Source organism: bacterium SCSIO 12827, from assembly GCA_024397995.1.
Classification (GTDB): Bacteria; Pseudomonadota; Alphaproteobacteria; order Rhodospirillales; family Casp-alpha2; genus UBA1479.
Genome location: CP073746.1, coordinates 2,422,791 through 2,445,068, shown reverse-complemented (window position 1 = coordinate 2,445,068; position 22,278 = coordinate 2,422,791). Strand labels below are relative to the sequence as shown.

The window sequence follows — 22,278 nt, the reverse complement described above, 5'->3', positions numbered from 1 at the left end:
GAACAATAGCAATATCAAATTTTATGTGCTAGATAATCGACCATGCGACCGTTCAAACACCCGGAGATTGACGCCGTCTCGTTGGAGCATCTGCTGCATGCTCTCAGCGATCCGGTGCGCATGGACATCGTCCGCCGCCTGGCGGATGAGGGCGAGGCCAGCTGCAACGCGCTGGACGGCGGCCGCCCGAAATCGAGCATGTCCCATCACTTCCGGGTGTTGCGCGAGGCAGGCCTGGTGTGGACGCGCAACGACGGCACCGTGCATATGAACTCCCTGCGCCACAAGGAACTGGACAAGCGCTTTCCCGGCCTATTGAAGGCGGTGCTCACGGCGAAGTGAGCAGGCCTTCCCTGATCGCCTGATTGGCGCGGACGGCGGCGGGCGTTAGACTTCGGGATGATGAGCAAGCATTTCCTCTATGTCGCCGACCCCATGTGTTCCTGGTGCTGGGGTTTTTCCCCGGTCATCGACAAGGTCGCGCAATCCTTCGGTGACGCCGCACCCGTGCGGGTCATGGTCGGCGGGTTGCGTCCCGGCACGGTCCATCCCATGCGCGGCAAGGACAAGGACTACATCCGCGACCATTGGCATCATGTGCAGGATGCCACCGGCCAGCCCTTCGATTTCGCCTTTTTTGATCAGGACAATTTCGTCTACGACACGGAACCGGCCTGCCGCGCCGTGGTCACGGCGCGCAAGCTGGACGAGGCCAAGGCGTTGCCGTTCCTGGCCCATCTCCACCATGCCTTCTATGTCGACAACCGCGACACGGCGAAGGAAGCGGTGCTGGCCGATATTGCCGGGGATTTCGGTTTCGACCGCGACAAATTCTTCGCCCTGCTGACCTCCCCCGACATGCGTGAAGAAACCCAGGGCGATTTCTGGTTCGCGCAAAGCTCCGGCATCACCGGGTTTCCGACCCTGCTCGCCGTCGAGGACCAGAAGGCCATGCTGGTCACGGCGGGGTATCTGCCTTGGGAAAATCTGGCGGAGCCGCTGGCCGGCTGGGTTGCGGCCTAGGCGCTTCATTTCCCCCTCTGTGCGCTCCGGGTTGCTTTTCCGCGCCCCCTTGTCGATGCTGCCGTTCCGGCGTGCGCAAAAGGTCGCGCCGCGATGACCATCAATAATACGGAATGCGGGACATGGAAGCTCTTCAAGGATTGAAAGTGATTGAACTGGGCCAATTCGTGGCTGGGCCCTTCGCGGCCAAGACGCTGGCCGATTTCGGCGCCGACGTGATCAAGGTCGAGGCGGCGGGTGCCGGCGACGGCTTGCGAAAATGGCGCATCGTGCAGGACGGCACCTCGCTTTGGTGGGAGATCCAGTCGCGCAACAAGCGTTCGGTCTGTCTTGACCTGAAGTCCCCGGAAGGCCGTGACGTGGTTCTGGCCCTGGCCCAGGAAGCCGATGTGGTGATCGAGAACTTTAAGCCGGGCACCCTGGAGAAATGGGGCCTGGGCTGGGAGCAGCTTCACGCCATCAATCCCAAGCTGGTCATGCTGCGGATCTCCGGCTTCGGCCAGACGGGCCCCTACAAGGACAAGCCGGGATTCGGCGTTTTGGGGGAATCCATGGGCGGGCTGCGCTATATCACCGGCGAGCCGGGCCGCGTGCCGGTGCGGGTCGGCATTTCCATCGGTGACACCTTGGCGTCGATGCACGGGGTGATGGGCCTGATGTTCGCCCTGCACCATGTCAACGTGAACGGCGGTGAGGGTCAGGTGGTCGATGTCGCCCTTTATGAATCCGTGTTCAACGTGATGGAAAGTACCCTGACGGAATATACCTCCGCCGGGGTCGTGCGTGAGCGCACGGGCAGCGCCCTGCCGGGCATCGTGCCGACCAACGCCTATCTGTGCAAGGATGACCAATACGTTCTGATCGCCGGAAACGGCGACAGCATCTTCCAGCGCCTGATGACCGAGATGGGACGCCAGGACCTGGCCGACGACCCGGAGTTGAAACATAACGATGGCCGCTCGCGGCATGTGGAGCGGATCGACGCGGCGATCCAGGAATGGGCGGCAACCATGACCTGCGACGAGGTTATCGCGCGGCTCGACGCCGTCTCCGTCCCCGTCGGCAAGACCTATACCATCGCCGACATCGTCGAGGACCCCCAGTACCAGGCGCGCGAGATGATCCTGGATACGGTGACCTCCCATGGCAAACCCATGAAGACCCCGGGCATCGTGCCGAAACTGAGCGCCACGCCGGGCCGGGTGAAGCATCCCGCGCCGACCCTGGGCCAGCATACGGATGACCTGAAGCAGCCGGGCTGGCCCCGCCGTGAGGATTGAGCGCGCCCGGCATACGCACAGCAGACGAGGAACAGATGGGTAAACTTCAAGGAAAAGTGGCGATCATTACCGGATCGACCGGCGGCATCGGTCTGGGCGTCGCCCGCCGCTTCGCAGCCGAGGGGGCGACGGTCGTCGTCTCCGGCCGGTCGGAAGAAAAGGGCCGGATGGTCGTCGAGGCCCTGCGGAAGGATGGCGGGTCGGCCGATTTTGTCGCCGCCGACGTGCAGTCGAAGACCGATATGGATGCCCTGGCGGCCCATACGGTGCGGGCGCATGGCCAAATCGACGTGCTGGTCGCCAGCGCCTCCGGCGTGCCGTCGCAGGACACCAACGACCCCAGCGTTCGCGGCATCTTCAACGAGATCGACGTCGCCGCGGTGACCGAGGTCATGTCCCGCGCGACGGCGGCGAAGCTGCTGCCGCTGCACGCGGTCCTGCCCTATATGATCGAGCGTGAAAGCGGCAGTTGCATGTTCGTCACGTCGGAAGGCGGACGGGTGCCGACGGCGGGTCAGACCACCGTGGCGCTTTATGCCGGCGGGCTGGTGATGACGACCAAAGTGATCGGCAAGGAGATGGCCCGCCATAAGGTGCGGGTCAACTGCATCGCCGTGACCCTGATCGGGGAATCGCCGTCGTGGGACGGCTTCGAGGGCAAGATCGAAATGACCGACCTGCACCGGGCGCAATACGCCCGCATTCAGCAGCGGGCACCGTTAGGGATCGCCAATCCCGAGGACATCGGCGGCGTCGCCACCTTCCTGGCGTCGGAGGATTCGGCGTTCCTCACCGGATCGACCATCAGCCCGACCGGCGGTTTGACCTTTCACTGACCGGGGGCGGGTCAGACCGTCCCGTCGACCACGATTTCCAGCAGGTTCGGCCCCGGATTGGCGATGGCCTCGTTCAGCGCCGTCCGCACGCGGGCGGGATCGGTGATGCGTTCCGCCGTCAGGCCCATGCCCGACGCCACGGCGACGAAATCGATGGGCGGGTCGACGAAATCCATGGCGATGTAGTTTTCCGAGCCGTGGAAGGATTTCAGGCGCTGCTTGATGATGCGGTAGCCGCCGTTGTTGGCGATCACGTAGGTCAGCGGCAGTTTCATGGCCGCCGCCGTCCACAGGGCCTGGATCGAATACATCGCACTGCCGTCGCCAATCACCGCGACCACGGGTCGGTCGGGCTGGGCGATCTGCACGCCGACGGCGGCCGGCAGGCCCCAGCCGATGCCCCCCGACGCCAGGCCGTGATAGGCGAAGCGGTCGCGGAACGGGAACAACTGGTCCAGCAGCCGGGCCGAGGTCAGGCCTTCGTTCACGATGATCGCGTTCTCGGGCAGGACGTCGGTGATCATCTTGGCCATGTGGCGGGGGTCGATGGGCTGCGGCCCGTCATTGTCCGACAGTTCGGTAAGAATTCGGGTCCGACGGGCCGACCAGTTGGTCGCGGCCAGGGCCTCGATGGAGGCCTTGGCGCGGGCGGCCTGGGTGTCGCCGCCGATCTTGGCCAGCATGTCGGCGAGCGCGGGCAGGGTGGTCTTCAGATCACCCAGGGCCGCGACTTCGACCGGATAGTTCTTGGCGATGTCCCATTCGTTGAGGCCGATCTGCACGATTTTCATGCCGTCCGGCAGCGGGTCGATGGGGCTGTAGACCGACATAACCAGAGGATCGGTGCCGAGGGCGATCATCAGGTCATAGGGCTCCAGCGCGGCGCGGGCCTGTTTCTGGCTGCGTTCCAGCGCGCCCATGAAGCAGGGATGCTCGTTGAGGAACTGGGCGCCGTAGGGGGCGGATGATTGATACACGGGTGCGCCCAGCGTTGTGGCGAAGGCCGCGGCCTCGGCGAGTGCGTCGCTTTTCACCATCTCGTCGCCGACCACGACCACCGGGTTCTCGGCCGCCAGGATCCGTTTGGCCAGGGTTTCCAGCACCTCGTCCGACGGGCGCACGCGGGTGTCGATGCGGGTTGCCGATCCCAGGTCCAGGCCCGCCTCGTCGTTCAGGATGTCGCCCGGCAGGGACAGGAACACGGGCCCCATCGGCGGCGTCATGGCGACCTTGGCGGCGCGGTGGATGATGCGGGGAAGGTCTTCCAACTGCGTTACTTCGACCGCCCATTTCACCAGCGGCCGGGCCATGGACACCAGATCGCCGTACAACACCGGTTCGGTCAGGCCGTGGCCCTGTTCCTGCTGCCCGGCGGTCAGGATCATCGGCGTGTTGGTGAATTTGGCGTTGAACAGCGAACCCATGGCATTGCCCAGGCCGGGCGCCACATGGACGTTGCAGGCGACCAGCTTGCCCGAGGCGCGGGAATAGCCGTCGGCCATGGCGACGACGAGCGCCTCCTGCAGGCCCAGGACATAGGTCATGTCCGGATGGTCGGCCAGCGCGTGCATAATCGGCAGTTCCGTGGTCCCCGGATTGCCGAACATGTGGGTCACGCCTTCCTGCTTCAGCAGTTCGATAAAGGCCGAACGGCCCCAGATTTTGTTGGCGCTGGTCGTGTTGGTCATGGTGGTCTCTGCCTCGGCTGGAGGGTGAAAATGTATACAATCCGGTCTGTGCACAAAGTAACGCGCCGGGCCGGACGGTCAATCGGGATTTGCGCTAAATATGGACAAATGCAGCGGTGAACCCCAAATTGCCCCGATGTCCAATGAACGCAAACGCATCCTCATCGCCATCACCGGCGCCTCCGGCGCGGTTTATGGCTGTCGCCTGCTGGAAATGCTGGCGGAAACGCCGGACGTCGAAAGCCATCTGGTGATTTCCAAGGCCGGGCGGCTGACCATTTCCGCCGAGCTTGACCGCGACGCCGCCGAGATCGAGGCCCTGGCCGATGTCGTGCATCTGGCGGGCAACGTGGGCGCTCCCGTGTCCTCGGGCTCGTTCCGCCTGGACGCCATGATCGTCGCCCCCTGTTCCGTGAAAACAGCATCCAACATCGCCTATGGCAACACGGGCGACCTGATTACCCGCGCCGCCGATGTGATGCTGAAGGAACGCCGGACATTGGTGCTGGCCGTGCGCGAAACGCCGCTGCATGCCGGGCATCTGGAAACCCTGACCAAGCTGGCGACCTTGGGCGCCGTGATCTTCCCGCCCGTGCCGGCGTTTTATCAAAAGCCCCAGGCGATCAGCGACCTTGTGGATCAGACCTGCATGCGCCTGTTGGATCAGGCGGGGGTGCATCTGGACACCGCCCCCCGCTGGGGCGAGGCCGGGGGCATCGCAGCGATCGGCGGCGACAAGCCGTGACGAAAATTTCAGAAGGACGGACGACCTTGCGGATACTCCTGGCGCTTGTCGGATTCATGGCCTGCCTGCACCTCAGCCCTTCGCGGGCGGCGGCCTACGACCTGGGCGACTTCGACTGGTGCTTCAACAACATGCCCAAGGTCTATGATCGGGCGTTCGATTCCTGCGTCGATGCCAATTGCACGCGCATCAGCAACAAGAAGGTGTCCCGGAAACGGGGCTGTTATCAGACCTGCAAGGGCGAGGCCGTGGACGCCTGCCTGTCTCAGCGGGCCCAGGGCCCGGCCCCCAAGGCTATAACGACGGCCGCGAAGGCGGCGCCCGCCGAGCCGGTGGGGCAGGGCAGTGCGTCCACTGTTCCCTCAAATGCCGTCGCCCCCGAAAGCGTCGCGACGGTGCCGGCGGCGCCGGCCGAAAACGCGCCGCCGGAAACAGCCGAACGGGCGGGCTTCTTCACCCGCTTGCTCAGCGGCTTTGGCGGTGAGCCGGATCAGCCGGCTGCCCCGCAGGCCGAGGCCGCCCCCAACGCGGCACCTGCCCAAACGCCCGAAGGTGAAGGCAAACGCGAAGGTTTCTTCACCCGCATCGCCAAGGGTTTCAACGAGGGCATCACGGACGGTTTCGACGCCGACTACAACTGGTGCCGCGATCATTCGGGTGGCCATTTCCAGGACTTGCTGCAGGACTGCACGCGGGGCTGCCTCGCGGGACCGTCGGGCAGCGCCAACAAGCGCCAGGGCTGCATCCAGTCCTGCCGCTCCAGTTCCGTGCGTGCCTGCATCGCCAAGCGGGACGGGAAGTAAGCCGTCCCCCCTTTAGAATCGATAGACATCCTTCGCCACGGCGTAGGTATTGACGTAGGCCTGGACCGACAGGTCGATGGGGTTTGCGTAGCCGCCGCCCAATCCCAGTGAAACGGGAATGCCGCGCGAACGGCATTCCGTAAGCACCAGGCGGTCGCGCTTGGCGAGTCCGTCGAGCGTCAGGGCGAGGCGACCGAGCCGATCTTCGGCCAAGGGATCGACGCCGGCCTGATAGAGCACCAGGTCCGGGCGGAAATCGAACACGGCGGGCAGGTGCTCAGCGAGGGCCCTAAGATAGGCCGCGTCCTCCGTGCCGTCGGGCAGGTCCACATCCAGGTCCGACGCCACGCGGTGATGGGGGAAGTTCTTTTCCCCCTGCACGGAAAACACAAAGACGTCGGGATGGCCGGTCAGGATGGCGGCGTTGCCGTCGCCCTGATGCACGTCCAGGTCGATGATGGCGACCCGCGCGGCCCATCCCTCGGCCAGGATCTTCAGCGCCGCGATCGCGAAATCGTTGAAAATGCAGTAGCCCGCGCCGAAACCGCGATGGGCGTGATGGGTGCCGCCGGCAAGCTGGCCCGACAGGCCGAATTCCAAGGCCGCTTCCGCCGCCGCCACGGCACCGCCCATGGTCGCGGTCACGCGGTCGACCAGGTTGCGGCTCCACGGCAGGCCGATGCGGCGCTGCGCCTGGGCGTCCAGGTGGCCGTCACGCACCGCCGCCATGTAATCGGCGTCATGGGCGCGGGCGATGTCGTCGGCCTCGGCCAGGGGCGAGGGGAGGATGCTGTCTGCTGCCAAAATGCCTTCGCGGATCAAGTGTTCGCGCAGCAGAATGTATTTCCGCCCCGGAAAGCTGTGGCCGTCGGGCAGGGGAATGACAAAGCGGTCGGAGGTGAAAAAGCGCATGGCGCCGGAGTCTAGCCGCCGGGGTCGCGGCGAGAAACCGCTTTGACGCGGTGAGAAAGACATTCTACCACTAATTATTCCGTCACGGCCGACCACCCGGCGACCCCGACGCAGAGACCAAGGACCACGCGATGTCGGCGACCCGGCTTATCTTCGCTGTCTTCATGGCGCAGCTTTTGGCGCAGATCGGGGCCTATACGGTGCCGGCGCTGCTGCCCATCTTCATCACCGAATGGAACCTGACCAATACGGAGGCCGGCTGGCTGACGGGTATGTGGGCGGCGGCCTATGTCTGCGCCGTGCCGATCCTGGTCAGCCTGACCGACCGCATCGATCCCCGGCGCCTCTATCTGGCCTGCGTCACCCTGACGACGCTGACCCATCTGGGCTATGCCTTCCTGGCCGACGGTTTCTGGTCGGCGCTTATTCTGCGCGCCCTTGCCGGGATGGCCTGGGCCGGCTGCTACATGCCGGGGCTCAAGGTACTGTCCGACCGGCTGGAGGGGACAGCCCAGACTCGGGGTGTGTCCTGGCATGCCGCCGGGGTCGGGTTCAGCGGGGCCCTGTCGTTTCTGTTCGCGGGCACGATCTCCAGCTTCGCGCCTTGGCCCTGGGTGTTCGGCGGGGCCAGCCTGTGCACCGTGGCGGCATTCCTGATCATGGCCTTCGCCGTGCCTGGCCAGCCTGCGAAGCCGGCCTCTGCCGGGGGCTCCGTATCGGCCCGCCCGGCTCTGTTCGATTTTCGCCCGGTGCTGCGCAACCGCTCGGCCTTGGCCTATTCCATCGGTTACGGCGTTCATTGTTGGGAGTTGTTCACCCTGCGCTCCTGGGGGGTGACGTTCCTGACCTTCACGGCGGCGGCCTGGGGCGGCGGCGAGGGGCTGATCGCCCCGACCTCCATCGCCTTCGTCATGGGCGTGCTGGGCACCTGGTCGAGCGTCGGCGGCAACGAGATGTGCATCCGCTTCGGCCGCCAGCGGGTGGTCATGGCGGTGATGGCGGTGGCCATGGTGTTCGCCCTCAGCATCGGTTGGGCGGCGGCCGTGGGCTATGGTCTCGCGGTCGCCCTCTGCCTTATGTACAACATCGCGGTCTATGCCGATTCCTCGGCCCTCACGGCCGGCACCTCGGGTAGCGCCGAGCCAAGCCGCCGGGGGGCCACCCTGGCCGTGCATTCGACGATCGGCTACATCGGCGGGTTCTTCGGGCCGTTGGTGTTCGGCATCGTGCTTGATCTCGCGGGCGGCAGCGGGGTCACCGGCTGGGTGCTGGCATTCGGGCATCTGGCCATCATCACGCCGCTGGGCATCGCCGCGTTCCTGTATCTGCGTCCCCGCGACCTACCGGGCGACCGGACGGTGAATGGATTGCGCCCAGCAGACGATACGGCGCCGACCAAGGAAGATATGAAATGACTGCCGCGCCCCATTGGGTTGACCGTGCGCCGGGACTGGGCGGCCTGGATGCGGATACGCGCCGACAGCTGGAGGCCATCCACCCGATAACCATCCCCAAGGGCCACGTGATGTTTCGTCCCGGGGACGAGGTGACCTGTTTCGGGGTGCTGATCGGCGGCCGGGTTGACGTCTACCTGACGGGTGCCACCGGGCGCGAAATCCTGCTGTACAGCATCACCCCGGGCGAATCCTGTGTGCAGAGCACATTGGGCCTGTTGGGCGAGGACGACTATTCCGCCGAAGCGGTCGCCGAAACGGACGTCGAAGCGGTCATGATTCCCAGGTCCCTGTTCCTGAGCCTTCTGGGAACGTCCGAAGCCTTCCGCACCTTTGTTTTCCAGGCCTTCGCAAAGCGTCTGCAATCGGTCATGCAGGTGCTGGAGCGGGTCGCGTTCATCCGGATCGAAGCACGCCTGGCCGCCGCCCTGTTGGAGCGTGCCGATGACAGCGGCCTGGTTCGTGCTACTCATCAGGAACTGGCGACGGCGATCGGCTCCGTGCGGGAGGTGATCTCGCGGCGGCTCGAAATCCTGTCCAAGAAGGGGCTGGTTTCGCTCGACCGGGGCACGATCCAGGTTGTCAACCGCACGGGGCTGGCGGCGTTGCTGACCTGAGCGCCGCTTGCGGCCTATGTGACCAAGTCACCGACGAATTCCCTTTGTTCTGATTAACTGGGGTCAATGCGGCGTTCCGTGCGGAGCGTAAGCTTGATTTCATGCCATTCGAACGAGAAGGAGTTCCGTTCATGTTCAAGAAAAATGTCGGCGGTATTGATCGCCTGTTGCGGATCGTTGCGGGCGTCGCCCTGCTTGCCCTGTTTTTCCTGTTTCCGGAAGAGCCCTGGCGCGTATGGACCTTGATCGGCGTCGTGCCCTTGGCGACCGGCCTGTTTTCGACCTGCCCGGCCTATTCCCTGTTCGGGATTTCATCCTGCCCGGTCAAGAAGGCGCCCTAAGGCCACGTCTTCTTACCCATAGTGGGGCCTTTTACCCATCGTACGGAGGATTGCGGGATGATTTTATCCTGGAAAACCGGCGGCATCCTGCTGGGTGCCGTGTTCTTTGCGGCCGTCTTGCTGGTCAAGCCTGTCGGCGTTTCGACCCAGTTCGTGATCTTCGACGGCATCCTGTGGGATGCTGTCGATGACACCGCCGTGGTTGCGTCCAAGGACGCCAAAAGCGGCTATGCCAGCCCCAACGCCTATCTGAATAAATCGGGCGGCAAGTACGCCAAGAACGTGGCCAATCCCTGGAACTACAGCTTCGTGTTCGTGCTCGCGGTGATGGGTGGGGCGGCGCTGTCGGCGCTGCTGCGGGGCGGCGTGTCTCGTGAGGAACGCGTGGCACCGGCCATCTGGCGGGCCAACTTCGGCGATGCGGCCTGGAAACGCCAGGTTGCCGTCTTCGCCGCCGGGTTCATCGTGTTGTACGGCGCGCGCATGGCCGGCGGATGTACCTCCGGCCATATGATGAGCGGCATGATGCAGACTGCCATGTCGGCCTACATCTTCACCGCCGGTGTGTTCCTGGCTGCCTTACCGGCGGCGATCCTGACCTACCGGAAGGAGGGCTGAACCATGACCACCCTGATCCTCGCCATCGTTATCGGCGGTGCCTTCGGTTTCGTGCTTGATCGTATCGGCGCGACCAACCCGAACTTCATCATCGGCATGCTGCGGCTCAGAAATCTGCACTTGATGAAGACCATCTTCCTGGCCATCGGTACGGCCTCGGTCCTGCTTTACGTTGGACTGATTTTGGGCTTTGTCGATCCCGGACACCTTGACGTCAAGGATGCCTATTGGGGCGTGTTCATCGGCGGTCTGTTACTGGGGCTTGGCTTCGCCGTATCCGGGTATTGTCCCGGTACCGGTCTTGCCGCCGCTGCCACGGGCCGGTGGGACGGGGTTGTCTTCGTCCTTGGCGGACTGTTCGGTGCGGGTGCCTACATGGCGACCTACGCCTGGGTCAAATCGACCGGTGTGCTGGACAACGTGTTGGGCGGAAAAGCGACCCTGGGGCCGCTTTCCGGCACCAACTATCCGGCCGTGCTGGACAGTATCCCCGGCGAATGGATCGGTCTTGCCTTGGGGGCCTTCTTCATCGCCGTTGCGGCACTTCTGCCCGGGCGCCTGCGCGCCGGCCCGCCGCAGGCGGACTGACGCGGGGGCTCCCGAAGGCGGCAGATTTGGATTAGGCGAATTCGACCAGGGTCAGCTCGAACGTCAACGCTTTGCCCGCCAGGGGATGGTTGGCGTCCAGCGTCACGTCCTCGTCGTTGAATTCGAGCACGACCAAGTGCATTGGATTTCCGGTCTCGTTTGTCGCTTCCAGGACGGCGCCGACTTCCAACGGAATTTCCGCCGGAATGGTGCCGCGCGCCACGGTTTGGACCAGGTCCGGGTTGTGGTCGCCGAAGGCGTCGTCGGGTTCCAGGGTGACTTTTTTCGTATCGCCCTCAGCCATGCCGGCCAAGGCAGCCTCTACCCCGGGAAGGATCTGCCCGCCGCCCAAAGTGACTTCCATGGGGGCGCGGTCTTTCGAGGTGTCGAAGGTCGTGCCGTCATCCAGGGTTCCCGTGTAGTGGACACGCAGGGTATCCCCGGTCGCTGCTTGCTTCATCTGTTCGCTTCCTTTTCGTTGTCATCGGCTTCAACAGAACGTCACCAAGCAACGAGACTTCGAGACGACGGTGGACAAGCCACGCGTACTCAGAGCGGACCAATTGAAGAATCCGCGGAAGGGTACAAGGGGAGGCCCAAGAGGGAAACCCTTAACCCAGGAAAAAGGACCAACAATTGAAAGGAATTTCCGTGGGTTGAAGGGGGTCAGGGGGCGACGGGGCGGCCGCCTTTGACCACGGGGCCGATCCGGGCCGGTGGCGCCAGGGAGAAGCGGCGCCCGAATGTCTCGAAATAGAGCGCATGGTTGGGGCCTTCCCCGACGGCGCGCAGGCGGCGGCGGAACTCGGCCTCGTCGATGCCGTCGGGCAGGCGGCAAAGGGCGTCGAAATCCTTCTTCGACCAGGCGGGCCCCGACCACTCAGCATCGAGATGGGGCAGGGGGGCGTCGACCGTCAACAGATCTTTGGCCATGCGTGTAAGTAATTCCGTGACCAGATCGCGGGCCAGGGTTTCCAGGGCCAGGCGGTCCATGGCGGGCGTAATGGCGGCCTCGTCCACGGCGACGATGGGGCCCTTGTCGATTTCCATGGTCAGTTCGTGCAGGGTCGCCCCGAAGCGGTCCAACCCTTCATACAAGGCGAATACCGAAGGATAGATCCCGCGCACCCAGGGCGGGCCGGGATGGACGTTGTAGGCCGGGCCGGGCAGGCGGCCCAGCACCGCCTCGGGCACGATCACGTCCGTGCAGAAGGCGATCAGGCGCAGGTCGGCGGCGGGGGTCGCCGTGGCCTGTTCCAGTTCGTCGCGGCTGCTGACGCCCTGGATGCGTGCGTCAGGTGCGGCGTCCCAGAATATCCGCGTCAGGCCCGGCAGTTCGTCGGCGTCGGCCAGCAGCAGGATGTGCTTCATATCAGCCGATCTCTCGGGCTCAGCCCGTGTTCCGCGCGAACAGGCGGTCGGCGACGTAGGGGTTGCTTTCCCGTTCATGTCCGAAGGTCGACAGCGACCCATGGCCGGGCACGAAAGTGACGTCGTCGCCAAGGGGGAACAGGTTTTCGCGGATGGACTTGATCAGGGTGTCGAAATCGCCCCGCGGAAAGTCGGAACGACCGATAGAGCCTTGGAACAATACGTCACCGACGAAGGCGACGCGCTCGCCCGCATGAAAGAACACGACATGGCCGGGTGTGTGCCCCGGGCAATGCAGCACGTCGAAGGTCTGCTCGCCGACCGTGCAGGTGTCGCCCTGGTCCAGCCAGCGGTCGGGCGTGAAGGCCCGCAATTCACCGAACCCGTATTCCCGGCCCTGGGTCGGCAATTGGTCGATCCAGAACTTGTCCTCGGGATGCGGTCCTTCGATGGGCAGGCCGAATTCCTCGGCCAGGTCGGCAACGGCGCCCGCATGGTCGAGATGGCCATGGGTGACGAGAATCTTCTCCAGCGTCACGCCTGCTTCGTCCACGGCGTCCTTCAGGCGATCGATCTCGCCGCCGGGATCGACCAAGGCCGCCTTCAGGGTGTTTTCGCACCATACCAGGGAACAATTCTGCTGCAACGGGGTGACGGGAATGACGGCGGCTCTCATATTAACCTATTGAATTTATTTAATTAATTTAACCAAGTGAGGTCGATCACAGCGGCCAGGGCTGAAAACTGGATAAAATTCAGACCGGTGAAGCATGCATATGCCGGCACAGACCCTACAACAACCCTGGGCGGCCTGCATATTGAAAGGGTGATAAACATGAGCGGCATGACGGCCTATTTGGGCATAATCCTGGGCGCCGCCGGTATCGTATTCGGGGTCATCGCGTTGATGGTTTCCACGGAAATGTCCCGAAGGGTGACGGCGTTGATCGACGCCCGGTTCGAACAATCCGAACTGGAACTTCTCAAAAGTCTCGACAAGCAGGACCGCGAATTGAAACGACAGCGCCGTGTCCTGGGGGATGCCCTGAGCGAGATGGAGGAGCGGTTCAAGGCCACGTCCGCGGGGGCGGATGATCTGCGCCAACGTTTGAACGCCTTCAGCGATACCCTCGATGATGTGCGCAACGTGCGCCGGGTCATTCCGACGGACGAGGAACGCGGATTCACGGCAAAAGTGAAGCCTAAAGAAAGTTTTGTTTCAGCATCGCCTTTCGCGGACTAATATGTGTGGACGCTAATCCGTTGCCTTGTCCCGGCAGCGGGTTACGTGGTGCACGCCTGGCTCTTAAACGGCCGGGTTCGGGGCCAGAATGGCCGTAACGATCTATCCCGCCGTCATAAAATCAGGCGTGGAAGATAAATGTTCGGGGTGATGGAATGGGTGAAGCCTCGTCTTTCGCCGATTTGGCGACCATAGCTGCCGGAATCGCGGTGATTATCGGCGTCGTCGCCTTGCTGACCTCGGCCGAGGTGGCCAAGCGCCTCCAGGCTCTGGTTAATCAGAAACTTGCGGATAACGAAGTCAAACTGGCCGTGGCTCTGCAGCAGCAGGACCAGCGGATGACGACCCTGCGCCAGATCATGTCGCAGAACGCCGAAGACCAGGAAACGGCGATCCGCACCATGCGTCAGGATATCAAGGAACTTAAGGAGTGCGTCGGCCTGATGCGCGAAATCCTGGATCGTATGGACACCCGCAATGCCCACGATCCCAACGCCCCGCGTCACCGCCGGGCGTCGAACGGATAGTCCGCAGCGCGGTTAGCCCCGGGACGTCACGTCGCCGGTCAGGTCGTATTCATCCGCGCCCGTGATCCGGACCTTGACCAGGTCGCCCGGGCGCAGGTTCTTCCCACCCGAAACGCGCACGGCGCCGTCGATTTCCGGCGCGTCCGCGTAACAGCGCCCGACGGCCGGGCCGCCCGCGTCGCCGGCTTCGTCGATCAGCACGTCCAGATCGCGCCCGACCAGCCGCGCAAGACGCTTGGCGCTGATGTCCTGCTGAACCTCCATCAGGCGCTCCCAGCGGTCCTGCTTTTCATCCTCGTCCAGATGATCGCCGAGCGCCTGGGCGCGTGCCCCCGCGACGTTTTCGTATTTGAAGCAGCCGACGCGGTCGAGCTCGGCCTCCTGCAGCCAGTCGAGCAGGAAGTCGAAATCGTCCTCGGTCTCGCCGGGAAAGCCGACGATGAAGGTCGAGCGCAGGACAAGGTCCGGACAGTCGCGGCGCCAACCCTTGATGCGCTCCAGCGTCTGTTCCTGATGAGCGGGACGGCGCATGGCCTTGAGAACGTTGGGGCTGGCGTGCTGAAACGGGATGTCCAGATAGGGCAGGATCTTGCCCTCGGCCATCATGGGGATGACCTCATCGACATGAGGGTAAGGATAGACGTAGTGAAGCCGGGTCCACAAACCCAGTTCCGCCAGGCCCTGACAGAGGTCGAGAAACCGAGTGCGATATTCGCGGCCGCGCCATTCCTGGCGGGGGAACTTGGTGTCGATGCCGTAGGCACTGGTGTCCTGTGAGATCACCAGCAGTTCCTTGACGCCGGCTTCGGCCAAACCCTCGGCCTCCTTCAGCACGTCGCTGATGGGACGGCTGGTCAGGGGGCCGCGCAGGCTCGGGATGATGCAGAAGGTGCACTTGTTGTTGCAGCCTTCGGAAATCTTCAGATAGGCATAGTGGCGGGGCGTCAGCTTGATGCCCTCGGGCGGCAGCAGGTCCACGTAGGGATCATGGGCCGGGGGCAGGGCCTGATGGACGGCGGTCATCACCGATTCATATTGGTGCGGGCCGGTCACGGCGAGCACGCCCGGATGGATTTCCCGGATCAGGTTTTCATGCACGCCGAGGCAGCCGGTGACCACGACCTTGCCGTTTTCCGCCATGGCCTCGCCGATGGCTTCCAGGGATTCGTCGCGGGCCGTTTCCAGGAACGCGCAGGTATTGACGATCACCAGATCGGCGCCGTCGTAGCTGTCGACCAGGTCGTAGCCCTCGGCGCGCAGGCGCGTCATGATGCGTTCGGAATCGACCAACGCCTTGGGACACCCAAGGCTGACCAGACCGACCTTGGGGGCGGCCATTGCGGGCGGCTTCCGGCGCGGTTTGGCGGCGGTTTTGCCCACGGCGTTCGATGGGGAGGTGCTCATGGCGCCTCTATTATCCCAAAACGCGGTTCCTGTCTGGAAATTTTAAGGGCTCAGGTTGCCGCCCGGCGCCGGCCCGCAACCGCCAGGGACAGGGCAAAGGCCCCGCATCCGCCCGCCAGCACCGTGGCGCAGATCACCAGCAGCTTGGTGTATTTGTGCCCCAGCCCGAACAGGGGTTCGATCAGCGCCACATGGCCACCCGCTTCCAGCATGTAAAGGGCACCCCCGGCGATGGCCAAGGCAAAGGCGAAACCGTAGGCCCAGGCCTGGATCCGCAGGCCGCCCATGACGTTGAACAGCACCACAGGGGCCAGGAACATGGACGCCGTGCCCGATACGGCGACGGCGGCGAACAGGTCCTTGTTGCCGAGGAACAGGAACCCCAGCCCGCCCAGAAGGAACCCGGCCATAGCCAGCCGCCCGTTGCGCACGGAGGGCGCCATCACCCGCATGTCGGCGACGACCAGCTTGGACGCGCTGGCGAAGGTTGAATCAAGGGTCGAAACCGCCGAGACCACCAGCGCCAGGTTGAACACCAGCATGGCCGGCGCGCCCAGCAATCGGGTCAGGACGGCCACCATGGCCTCGCCCTCGCCCTTGTTCAGGCCCGCATAGACGCCGATGACGCCGAACACCAGGATGCCGGCGATGGAAATCCAGGCCGCGTGGAGGAAGCTTTTGCGGGTCGTCGCCCGGTCGGCCAAGAAGCCGCGGTCCATCATCACCGGATCGTGGAGGGGATAGCTCCAAATCTGCAACAAGGCGACGGACAGCAGGACCCAACCGGGGCCGCCCGCGTCGGGGCTGGAGCCGACGATGGCGGGCAGGTCGAATTCCGGCCGCGTCACGGTCAGGGTCAGCAAAACCGCCAACCCGACATAGAGCAGGGCCGTCTGCATCACGTCCGTGCGCAGCGCCGCGCGCAGGCCACCCATCATGGAATAGCCCAAGGTCAGTACGGCGATGCCGACGATGGCGAGCGTGTAGCCGGTCGTGCCCGCCGCGCCGAAGATGATGCCGATGACCAGTAGGTTGGCGAATACTTCGCTCAGCAGTCGCACCCCGACCACCAGATTGTAGGTCCAGCGGCCCATGACGCCGTAATGGTCCGTCAGGAATTCCTGTACGCTGCCCGCCCCGTGGTGGAAGCGGATGCGGTTGACGATCACGCCGCCAGTCAGGAAGCTCAGGTAATAGGCCGCATAGGCAAGGGCCCCCGCGATCCCGTAATAAAACCCCAGGATCGCCGCGTTCATCAGGGAGCGCGCGAAAATCCAGGTCGTGACTTGAGACAAGGTCAGGGTCAGCAGGCCGGGAGCGCTGCCGTCGTCATTGGCGCCACGGAAGAAGCCCTCGGCGGTGCGCACCTTGGGCGACAGAAAATAGCTGGCGATGGCAACCACGGCGATGGCGCCGATAAGGAAGGATGTCATGGAGGGAGGGGGCTCCGGCTGATCAATGTTGTTCTAATCCATAACCGAAGCGGCGGGGCCGGAGAACGCACGTTTTCTTGAGGGCTTCGTGTGCGCCGGACAGCCCTGGATCCGCCGCCGGGGATGCAGCGGACCCACGTCGTGAAAAAAATATCGGTGTTATCGGGAATTCCCTTTGTCTGTTCCGCGTCTTACAATATTGACATCAGTCAAGGACGGTTGCCCTGAAACCGCCTAAAAGTGCGCGGAATCAAAGGTATTCCGGGCCGGATTGCATTCGCCCGCCGGCAAGGCGGTGCGCAGGAGAACGCACGATGAACTATGAAAAGGTATTCCAGGACGCCGTCGACAAGGTGAAGGGCGAGGGCCGCTACCGCGTCTTCGCGCACCTGGAGCGCCAGGCTGGTAACTTCCCCCACGCGACCCGCCACCATCCCGACGGCACGACCTCGGACGTCGTCGTCTGGTGTTCCAACGACTATTTGGGGCAGGGCCAGAACCAGGACGTCCTGGCCGCCTTGTCGGAAGCAGGGGCGCGCATGGGCGTCGGTTCGGGCGGCACCCGCAACATCGCCGGCACGACTTATCTGCATGCCGAACTGGAAAAGGAACTGGCCGACCTGCACGGCAAGGAAGCGGCCCTGCTGTTCACCTCCGGCTACGTGTCCAACGACGCGGCGATTTCGACCATCGCCCAGTTGATGCCCGACTGTATCATCGTGTCGGACGCCTTGAACCACGCGTCGATGATCGCCGGCATCCGCCATTCGGGCTGCGCCAAGAAGATCTACCGCCACAACGACATGGCGCATCTCGAAGAAATCCTCAAATCCCTGCCCAAGGCGGCACCTAAGCTGATCGCCTTCGAAAGCGTCTATTCCATGGACGGTGATATTTCGCCCATGAAGCAGATCTGCGATCTGGCCGACAAGTACGGCGCCATGACCTATCTCGACGAAGTCCATGCCGTGGGCCTGTACGGCGAGAACGGCGGCGGCATTTCCGAACGCGAAGGCGTGGCCGACCGCATCACGGTGATCGAAGGCACCCTGGCCAAGGCCTTCGGCCTGATGGGCGGCTATATTGCGGGTTCCGAAGCCATGGTTGATGCCGTGCGCTGCGCTGCGCCCGGCTTCATCTTCACCACCACCCTGCCGCCGCCCTTGGTGGCGGGGGCCATCACCTCGATCCGCCACGTGCGGGCGACCAACGAGCTGCGTGTGCAGCATCAGGAGCGGGCCCAGCGCCTGAAGGACCTGCTGACCGCGGCGGGCCTGCCGGTCATGCCGTCGGTCACCCATATCGTGCCGCTGATGGTGGGCGATGCCGTGCGCTGCAAGCAGGCGACGGACATGCTGCTCGATGAATACGGCGTCTATATCCAGCCCATCAACTATCCGACCGTGCCGGTAGGGACGGAGCGCCTGCGCATCACGCCGTCGCCGTTCCACGATGACGACGTGATGGACGAACTGGTCACGGCGCTGAAGGACGTATGGATGCGTCTGCAGCTACAGAACGCGGCGTAGGGGCGCGATCATGCGCCTGCAACTCTCCACCTGGCCCGAGGTCGAAACCTATCTGACCCAGTCCAAGGGCGTGATCATTCCCGTCGGCTCGACGGAACAGCACGGCCCCACGGGCTTCATCGGAACGGATGCGCTGTGTCCGGAAATCCTCGCCTACGGCCTGTCGGAACAGCGGCAGGCGGCGGGCAAACCCGTGATGATCGCCCCGACGCTGTCCATCGGCATGGCGCAGCACCACTTGGGCTTCGCGGGCTCGGTCACGTTGCGCCCCTCGACCATGATCGCCATGGTGCAGGACATCGTGAATTCGCTCGCCAAGCACGGGTTCGAACGGTTCTTTTTCCTCAACGGCCACGGCGGCAACATCGCGACCCTGAACGCCGCGTTCTCGGAAATCTATGCCGAGCATTCCCTGGGCCGGGCCGGGGACAACCGCCCGCCCTTGCGCTGCACCCTGGTCAACTGGTTCGACTGCGACAGCGTGGTGAAGATTTCCGCCGATACCTTCGGTGACGACGACGGCGCCCACGCGACCTGTGGCGAGGTCTCGCTGACCTATTTCGGATTCCAGAAGGACGCCGCCCGCGTGCAGGGGGTCGAGATGACCCCCGGCCGTGCCGGTGACGGCCCGATCTTCGATTGCGACGACTACCGCCGCCGCTTTCCCGACGGGCGTATCGGATCGGACCCCAGGAAGGCCACCATCGAAGCCGGGGAGGCCCTGTACAACGCCGCCATCGACGAGATCGGCCAGCGCTACGACACCTTCGTCGGCGCGGCCTGACGCAACCCGGTCCGCATCATGCAGGACCGTACCCGCATTCTCCATTTGACAGATCTGCACCTGCACCACGCCTTGGCGGGCACGGCGAACCGGCCGGAACGCCTGTCCCGCGACATGCCCGCCGTGCTCGGCCGCCTCGCCGGACGGATCGACGCCCTGGGCGCTGATGTCGTGGTGATCTCGGGCGACCTGTTGGATATCCCGGACGAATACATCGACGGCACGAATGCGGACCCGGACTGGCGGGCGGAGACGGCGGCGGCCTCGGTCGCCGATTATCGCCTGTTTCGCGATCTGTTGGAAAACCTCGGGCGGCCCTTTGTCGTCGTGCCCGGTAACCACGACGTGCCGGAACTGTTCGACACAGCCTTCGCCGACCAGACCCCGCTGCGCGACGTCGCGGGCCTGCGCTTTGTCTGTTTTCGCGATGATCTGAACGGCGACCGGGCGCCGGTGCGCGGGGCCGAAAACCGCACCCTGTTCGAAACGGCGCTGGCCGACGGCGCGGACGGCCCGCCGCAGATCCATGTGCAGCATTACATGATCGACCCGCCGACCTTCGCGCAATGGCGCTATCACTACACGGATGCGGACGGATACCGGGACCGCATCAATGCCTCAGGCTGCGTGCGTGCGGTGCTGTCCGGCCATTACCACCCCGGCAGCCATCTGGTGTCGGACACGGGCGTGCATTATTCCGTGCCGCCGGCCTTCTGTTCGGCGCCACATCCCTTCCGCTTGGTCGATGTCGACCCGTCGGGAGTGCTTGGCATCGAGGACCACAGCATGGACAATGGCTGATCCGGGTCAGTCGAACGGAGGACGTCCCATGAAAAAAGCGATCATCATCTTCTTCACCGGCGGATTTTTAGGCGTTTTCGCCGGGGTCGCCCTCGGCATTTTCGCCTACCCTTATATTTTCCTGGCCGATGTCGTGGCCCAGGAAGCGGCCCCCGCGGACGCGGTCAGCGCCAAGGTCGCCACGGGCACGTTCATTCACGCCAACCCGTCCGATCCCATCCACTACGGAAAAGGCGGGGTCACGGTCTACCACCGCGCCGTGCGCCTGGAACCGGATTTCGAGGTCGGCCCCGGCCCCAAGTACCACGTCTATCTGGTGCCCCTCGATACGGTGACGCCGGACACCGAGATCGATAAGACCATGTTCGTCGACTTAGGCCGCCTCCGCGCCTTCAAAGGCAGCCAGAACTTCAACATCCCCAAGGGCCTGGACCTCAAGGCTTACGGCCATGTGGTCATTTGGTGCGAACAGTTCGGTGTTTTGATCTCACCGGCGAAGTTGAGTTTCTAGAGGCGCATGGTCGGGCGGGGGAGCCCCGCTTTGATTCCATGACAGCCCTTGGGGCAGGAGACGTCATTCGGTAAGGGCTGGGTATACACCGTCCTCATCATGCACCTCCAAGCCCGTCAAGGGCGGGTTGAAGGTGCAGATCATGCGCATCTCTTCTTCGGCGCGCAGTAAGTGCTTTTCATTGCCGTTGAGGGCGTAGAGCGTACCTGCTTCGATGGGGTAGGTGGGGCCATCGGGCAGCACCTCGATCTCGCCTTTGCCTTCAATGCAATAAACGGCTTCCAGGTGGTTTTTGTACCAGATCAGCGTTTCCGTTCCGGCGTGGATCAAGGTGTCATGCATGGAAAAGCCCATGCCGGCGTCGCGCAGGATCAGGCGGCGGCTGGTCCAAGTGCCGCCTTTGACTTCGTGCTCGGTGCCGAGCACGTCGTCGAGTTTCTTCACAATCATGTTTTATTGATCTTTCTTTAGGCCGCGTCTGTTGCGTTTTCAGTCGAGTCTTCAGTAGCACGCTTTTTGATGACACGTGCCGCGGCTTCAACCAGCGTTTGCAGCCCCTTTTCAAGGGTAAGGTCATCGATCGTCAGCGGCGGCATGATCTTGGCGACCTGATCGTCAACACCGGCTGTTTCCATCACCAGGCCGTTTTCAAACGCTTCTTGGCAAATGTCGACGGCAAGGCCTTCGTCTTCGCTGACCAGCCCCTGGATCATCCCACGTCCGCGAACGCGCAGGTTGGCTTCCGGATGGGCATCGACGATTTCGGAAAGTCGTTCGCGGATGCGCCGCCCTTTGATGGCGACGTCTTCTTCCAACACGCCGTCACGCCAGTAATCGAGGGCCTTGGCCGCCGATACGAAGGCCAGGTTATTCCCCCGGAACGTACCGTTGTGTTCGCCTGGCTTCCAGATATCCAGGTCCGGACGGATCAGAACCAGCGCCATCGGCAGGCCCAATCCGCTGATGGCCTTGGACAGGCAGATCAGGTCCGGCATGACGGCCGCGGGCTCGAAGCTGAAGAACGGACCGGTCCGCCCGCATCCCATCTGGATGTCGTCAACGATCATCAAGATGTCGTGCTGGGTACAGATGGCGCGCAGCCTGCGCAGCCATTTCCAACCGGCGAGGTTGATGCCGCCTTCGCCCTGGACTGTTTCGACGATTACGGCGGCGGGCTTGTCGATGCCGCTGCCTGCGTCCTTCAACGTCTTTTCAAAGTAATCGAGCGTATCGACGTCTTTGCCCATATAGCCGTCAAAAGGCATGGTGGTGACGTTGTTCAGCGGCACGCCCGCACCCGCACGCTTGGATGCGTTGCCGGTCAAGGCCAGCGCCCCCGCTGTCATGCCGTGAAAGGCATTGGTGAAGCTCACCACGTTGGTGCGGCCCGTGACCTTGCGCGCAAGCTTAAGTGCGCTTTCCACCGCGTTGGTGCCGGTGGGGCCGGGGAACTGGATTTTGTAGTCCATCCCGCGCGGCTTCAAGATTACCTCGTGGAAGGTCTTCAGGAACGTTTCCTTGGCTTCGGTTCCCATATCAAGGCCGTGCAGGATGCCGTCTTCGGCCATGTAATCCATGACGGCCTCTTTGAGGTCGGCATTGTTATGGCCGTAATTCAACACGCCGGCACCGGCGAAAAAGTCGATGTATTGCGTGCCGTCCTTGGCAATCAGGTTGGCGTCCTTGGCCTTGGCGAAAACCGTGGGGAAACTGCGAATATAGCCACGGACATTGGATTCATGTTTTTCGAAGGTTTTCATCGGATAATCC

General features: G+C 63.6%; 26 protein-coding genes. 17 read left to right on the top strand and 9 right to left on the bottom strand.

Translation table 11 applies throughout. From position 1 onward, the window contains the following. The first annotated feature begins 42 nt into the window (after nt 1-42). From KFF05_11520 to KFF05_11505, 4 genes are all read left to right on the top strand, one after another. A complete protein-coding gene (locus tag KFF05_11520; protein UTW50585.1) occupies nt 43-342 on the top strand; it encodes a helix-turn-helix transcriptional regulator in 300 nt (99 codons plus the stop codon). Nucleotides 343-399: 57 nt separating this feature from the next. Beyond that, the gene (locus tag KFF05_11515; protein ID UTW50584.1) at nt 400-1,023 is read left to right on the top strand and encodes a DsbA family protein; all 624 of its coding nucleotides are present in this window, start codon (nt 400-402) and stop codon (nt 1,021-1,023) included. A 122-nt stretch (nt 1,024-1,145) separates the two neighbouring features. Beyond that, nucleotides 1,146-2,303 (top strand): CoA transferase, encoded by a 1,158-nt coding sequence (locus tag KFF05_11510; GenBank protein UTW50583.1) that lies wholly within the window; start codon nt 1,146-1,148, stop codon nt 2,301-2,303. Nucleotides 2,304-2,338: 35 nt separating this feature from the next. After that, nucleotides 2,339-3,139, top strand: coding sequence for an SDR family oxidoreductase (locus KFF05_11505; protein ID UTW50582.1), 801 nt, complete (start codon nt 2,339-2,341; stop codon nt 3,137-3,139). 11 nt (nt 3,140-3,150) lie between these two features. Here the strand turns inward: KFF05_11505 and KFF05_11500 are convergent, their stop codons facing one another. Beyond that, entirely contained in the window at nt 3,151-4,827 is a 1,677-nt protein-coding gene (locus KFF05_11500; GenBank protein ID UTW50581.1) for a thiamine pyrophosphate-binding protein, read from the bottom strand. Nucleotides 4,828-4,963: 136 nt separating this feature from the next. On the opposite strand from KFF05_11500, the gene KFF05_11495 reads away from it, so the two are divergent. Further along, entirely contained in the window at nt 4,964-5,572 is a 609-nt protein-coding gene (locus KFF05_11495; GenBank protein ID UTW50580.1) for a UbiX family flavin prenyltransferase, read from the top strand. Then, nucleotides 5,569-6,375, top strand: a complete 807-nt coding sequence (locus tag KFF05_11490; protein ID UTW50579.1) for a hypothetical protein — start codon at nt 5,569-5,571, stop codon at nt 6,373-6,375. Before KFF05_11495 ends, KFF05_11490 begins: the two co-directional genes overlap by 4 nt. A gap of 12 nt (nt 6,376-6,387) precedes the next feature. On the opposite strand, the gene KFF05_11485 is transcribed toward KFF05_11490, so the two are convergent. After that, entirely contained in the window at nt 6,388-7,287 is a 900-nt protein-coding gene (locus KFF05_11485) for a histone deacetylase (GenBank protein ID UTW50578.1), read from the bottom strand. Between the two features lie 131 nt (nt 7,288-7,418). On the opposite strand from KFF05_11485, the gene KFF05_11480 reads away from it, so the two are divergent. The 5 genes from KFF05_11480 (at nt 7,419) to KFF05_11460 (ending at nt 10,905) form a co-directional block, all read left to right on the top strand. Next, complete coding sequence (locus tag KFF05_11480) at nt 7,419-8,702, top strand: MFS transporter (GenBank protein ID UTW50577.1); 1,284 nt, start codon at nt 7,419-7,421, stop codon at nt 8,700-8,702. Beyond that, complete coding sequence (locus tag KFF05_11475) at nt 8,699-9,358, top strand: Crp/Fnr family transcriptional regulator (GenBank protein ID UTW50576.1); 660 nt, start codon at nt 8,699-8,701, stop codon at nt 9,356-9,358. Before KFF05_11480 ends, KFF05_11475 begins: the two co-directional genes overlap by 4 nt. A 131-nt stretch (nt 9,359-9,489) precedes the next feature. After that, on the top strand, nt 9,490-9,699 hold the full coding sequence (locus KFF05_11470; protein UTW50575.1) for a DUF2892 domain-containing protein: 210 nt from the start codon (nt 9,490-9,492) through the stop codon (nt 9,697-9,699). A gap of 57 nt (nt 9,700-9,756) precedes the next feature. Next, the gene (locus KFF05_11465; protein UTW50574.1) at nt 9,757-10,317 is read left to right on the top strand and encodes a YeeE/YedE family protein; all 561 of its coding nucleotides are present in this window, start codon (nt 9,757-9,759) and stop codon (nt 10,315-10,317) included. Between the two features lie 3 nt (nt 10,318-10,320). Next, nucleotides 10,321-10,905, top strand: coding sequence for a YeeE/YedE family protein (locus KFF05_11460; GenBank protein UTW50573.1), 585 nt, complete (start codon nt 10,321-10,323; stop codon nt 10,903-10,905). Nucleotides 10,906-10,936: 31 nt separating this feature from the next. Here KFF05_11460 and KFF05_11455 read toward each other — a convergent pair whose 3' ends face one another. The 3 genes from KFF05_11455 to KFF05_11445 all read right to left on the bottom strand — a co-directional run bounded on the left by KFF05_11455 (nt 10,937) and on the right by KFF05_11445 (nt 12,952). After that, nucleotides 10,937-11,365, bottom strand: a complete 429-nt coding sequence (locus KFF05_11455; GenBank protein ID UTW50572.1) for a peptidylprolyl isomerase — start codon at nt 11,363-11,365, stop codon at nt 10,937-10,939. A 206-nt stretch (nt 11,366-11,571) separates the two neighbouring features. Then, on the bottom strand, nt 11,572-12,276 hold the full coding sequence (locus tag KFF05_11450) for a hypothetical protein (protein ID UTW50571.1): 705 nt from the start codon (nt 12,274-12,276) through the stop codon (nt 11,572-11,574). Between the two features lie 19 nt (nt 12,277-12,295). After that, nucleotides 12,296-12,952 (bottom strand): MBL fold metallo-hydrolase, encoded by a 657-nt coding sequence (locus KFF05_11445; GenBank protein UTW50570.1) that lies wholly within the window; start codon nt 12,950-12,952, stop codon nt 12,296-12,298. Between the two features lie 159 nt (nt 12,953-13,111). On the opposite strand from KFF05_11445, the gene KFF05_11440 reads away from it, so the two are divergent. Both KFF05_11440 and KFF05_11435 read left to right on the top strand, forming a co-directional pair. After that, nucleotides 13,112-13,519 (top strand): hypothetical protein, encoded by a 408-nt coding sequence (locus KFF05_11440; protein ID UTW50569.1) that lies wholly within the window; start codon nt 13,112-13,114, stop codon nt 13,517-13,519. 155 nt (nt 13,520-13,674) lie between these two features. Continuing rightward, nucleotides 13,675-14,046 (top strand): hypothetical protein, encoded by a 372-nt coding sequence (locus KFF05_11435; GenBank protein ID UTW50568.1) that lies wholly within the window; start codon nt 13,675-13,677, stop codon nt 14,044-14,046. Between the two features lie 12 nt (nt 14,047-14,058). Here KFF05_11435 and rimO read toward each other — a convergent pair whose 3' ends face one another. Then, complete coding sequence (gene rimO, locus KFF05_11430) at nt 14,059-15,384, bottom strand: 30S ribosomal protein S12 methylthiotransferase RimO (protein UTW53683.1); 1,326 nt, start codon at nt 15,382-15,384, stop codon at nt 14,059-14,061. Between the two features lie 116 nt (nt 15,385-15,500). Then, nucleotides 15,501-16,883: a sodium:proline symporter gene (locus KFF05_11425; protein ID UTW50567.1), complete on the bottom strand. Its 1,383-nt coding sequence runs from the start codon at nt 16,881-16,883 to the stop codon at nt 15,501-15,503. Between the two features lie 314 nt (nt 16,884-17,197). On the opposite strand from KFF05_11425, the gene hemA reads away from it, so the two are divergent. The 4 genes from hemA to KFF05_11405 are packed head-to-tail and all read left to right on the top strand — an operon-like array spanning nt 17,198 to nt 20,508. Further along, the gene (gene hemA / locus KFF05_11420) at nt 17,198-18,412 is read left to right on the top strand and encodes a 5-aminolevulinate synthase (GenBank protein ID UTW50566.1); all 1,215 of its coding nucleotides are present in this window, start codon (nt 17,198-17,200) and stop codon (nt 18,410-18,412) included. 10 nt (nt 18,413-18,422) lie between these two features. Continuing rightward, nucleotides 18,423-19,196 (top strand): creatininase family protein, encoded by a 774-nt coding sequence (locus KFF05_11415; GenBank protein ID UTW50565.1) that lies wholly within the window; start codon nt 18,423-18,425, stop codon nt 19,194-19,196. An 18-nt stretch (nt 19,197-19,214) separates the two neighbouring features. Further along, on the top strand, nt 19,215-19,997 hold the full coding sequence (locus KFF05_11410; protein ID UTW50564.1) for a metallophosphoesterase: 783 nt from the start codon (nt 19,215-19,217) through the stop codon (nt 19,995-19,997). 28 nt (nt 19,998-20,025) lie between these two features. Beyond that, a complete protein-coding gene (locus tag KFF05_11405; protein ID UTW50563.1) occupies nt 20,026-20,508 on the top strand; it encodes a DM13 domain-containing protein in 483 nt (160 codons plus the stop codon). 63 nt (nt 20,509-20,571) lie between these two features. On the opposite strand, the gene KFF05_11400 is transcribed toward KFF05_11405, so the two are convergent. Beyond that, nucleotides 20,572-20,958, bottom strand: coding sequence for an ectoine synthase (locus KFF05_11400; GenBank protein ID UTW50562.1), 387 nt, complete (start codon nt 20,956-20,958; stop codon nt 20,572-20,574). Between the two features lie 17 nt (nt 20,959-20,975). Continuing rightward, the gene (gene ectB / locus KFF05_11395; GenBank protein ID UTW50561.1) at nt 20,976-22,268 is read right to left on the bottom strand and encodes a diaminobutyrate--2-oxoglutarate transaminase; all 1,293 of its coding nucleotides are present in this window, start codon (nt 22,266-22,268) and stop codon (nt 20,976-20,978) included. Nucleotides 22,269-22,278 lie beyond the last annotated feature (10 nt).

Coding starts and splice junctions, on each gene's coding strand:
- KFF05_11520 (UTW50585.1), top strand. CDS start 43: ATGCGACCGTTCAAACACCCGGAGATTGACGCCGTCTCGTTGGAGCAT.
- KFF05_11515 (UTW50584.1), top strand. CDS start 400: ATGATGAGCAAGCATTTCCTCTATGTCGCCGACCCCATGTGTTCCTGG.
- KFF05_11510 (UTW50583.1), top strand. CDS start 1,146: ATGGAAGCTCTTCAAGGATTGAAAGTGATTGAACTGGGCCAATTCGTG.
- KFF05_11505 (UTW50582.1), top strand. CDS start 2,339: ATGGGTAAACTTCAAGGAAAAGTGGCGATCATTACCGGATCGACCGGC.
- KFF05_11500 (UTW50581.1), bottom strand. CDS start 4,827: ATGACCAACACGACCAGCGCCAACAAAATCTGGGGCCGTTCGGCCTTT.
- KFF05_11495 (UTW50580.1), top strand. CDS start 4,964: ATGTCCAATGAACGCAAACGCATCCTCATCGCCATCACCGGCGCCTCC.
- KFF05_11485 (UTW50578.1), bottom strand. CDS start 7,287: ATGCGCTTTTTCACCTCCGACCGCTTTGTCATTCCCCTGCCCGACGGC.
- KFF05_11480 (UTW50577.1), top strand. CDS start 7,419: ATGTCGGCGACCCGGCTTATCTTCGCTGTCTTCATGGCGCAGCTTTTG.
- KFF05_11475 (UTW50576.1), top strand. CDS start 8,699: ATGACTGCCGCGCCCCATTGGGTTGACCGTGCGCCGGGACTGGGCGGC.
- KFF05_11470 (UTW50575.1), top strand. CDS start 9,490: ATGTTCAAGAAAAATGTCGGCGGTATTGATCGCCTGTTGCGGATCGTT.
- KFF05_11465 (UTW50574.1), top strand. CDS start 9,757: ATGATTTTATCCTGGAAAACCGGCGGCATCCTGCTGGGTGCCGTGTTC.
- KFF05_11460 (UTW50573.1), top strand. CDS start 10,321: ATGACCACCCTGATCCTCGCCATCGTTATCGGCGGTGCCTTCGGTTTC.
- KFF05_11455 (UTW50572.1), bottom strand. CDS start 11,365: ATGAAGCAAGCAGCGACCGGGGATACCCTGCGTGTCCACTACACGGGA.
- KFF05_11450 (UTW50571.1), bottom strand. CDS start 12,276: ATGAAGCACATCCTGCTGCTGGCCGACGCCGACGAACTGCCGGGCCTG.
- KFF05_11445 (UTW50570.1), bottom strand. CDS start 12,952: ATGAGAGCCGCCGTCATTCCCGTCACCCCGTTGCAGCAGAATTGTTCC.
- KFF05_11440 (UTW50569.1), top strand. CDS start 13,112: ATGAGCGGCATGACGGCCTATTTGGGCATAATCCTGGGCGCCGCCGGT.
- KFF05_11435 (UTW50568.1), top strand. CDS start 13,675: ATGGGTGAAGCCTCGTCTTTCGCCGATTTGGCGACCATAGCTGCCGGA.
- rimO (UTW53683.1), bottom strand. CDS start 15,384: ATGGCCGCCCCCAAGGTCGGTCTGGTCAGCCTTGGGTGTCCCAAGGCG.
- KFF05_11425 (UTW50567.1), bottom strand. CDS start 16,883: ATGACATCCTTCCTTATCGGCGCCATCGCCGTGGTTGCCATCGCCAGC.
- hemA (UTW50566.1), top strand. CDS start 17,198: ATGAACTATGAAAAGGTATTCCAGGACGCCGTCGACAAGGTGAAGGGC.
- KFF05_11415 (UTW50565.1), top strand. CDS start 18,423: ATGCGCCTGCAACTCTCCACCTGGCCCGAGGTCGAAACCTATCTGACC.
- KFF05_11410 (UTW50564.1), top strand. CDS start 19,215: ATGCAGGACCGTACCCGCATTCTCCATTTGACAGATCTGCACCTGCAC.
- KFF05_11405 (UTW50563.1), top strand. CDS start 20,026: ATGAAAAAAGCGATCATCATCTTCTTCACCGGCGGATTTTTAGGCGTT.
- KFF05_11400 (UTW50562.1), bottom strand. CDS start 20,958: ATGATTGTGAAGAAACTCGACGACGTGCTCGGCACCGAGCACGAAGTC.
- ectB (UTW50561.1), bottom strand. CDS start 22,268: ATGAAAACCTTCGAAAAACATGAATCCAATGTCCGTGGCTATATTCGC.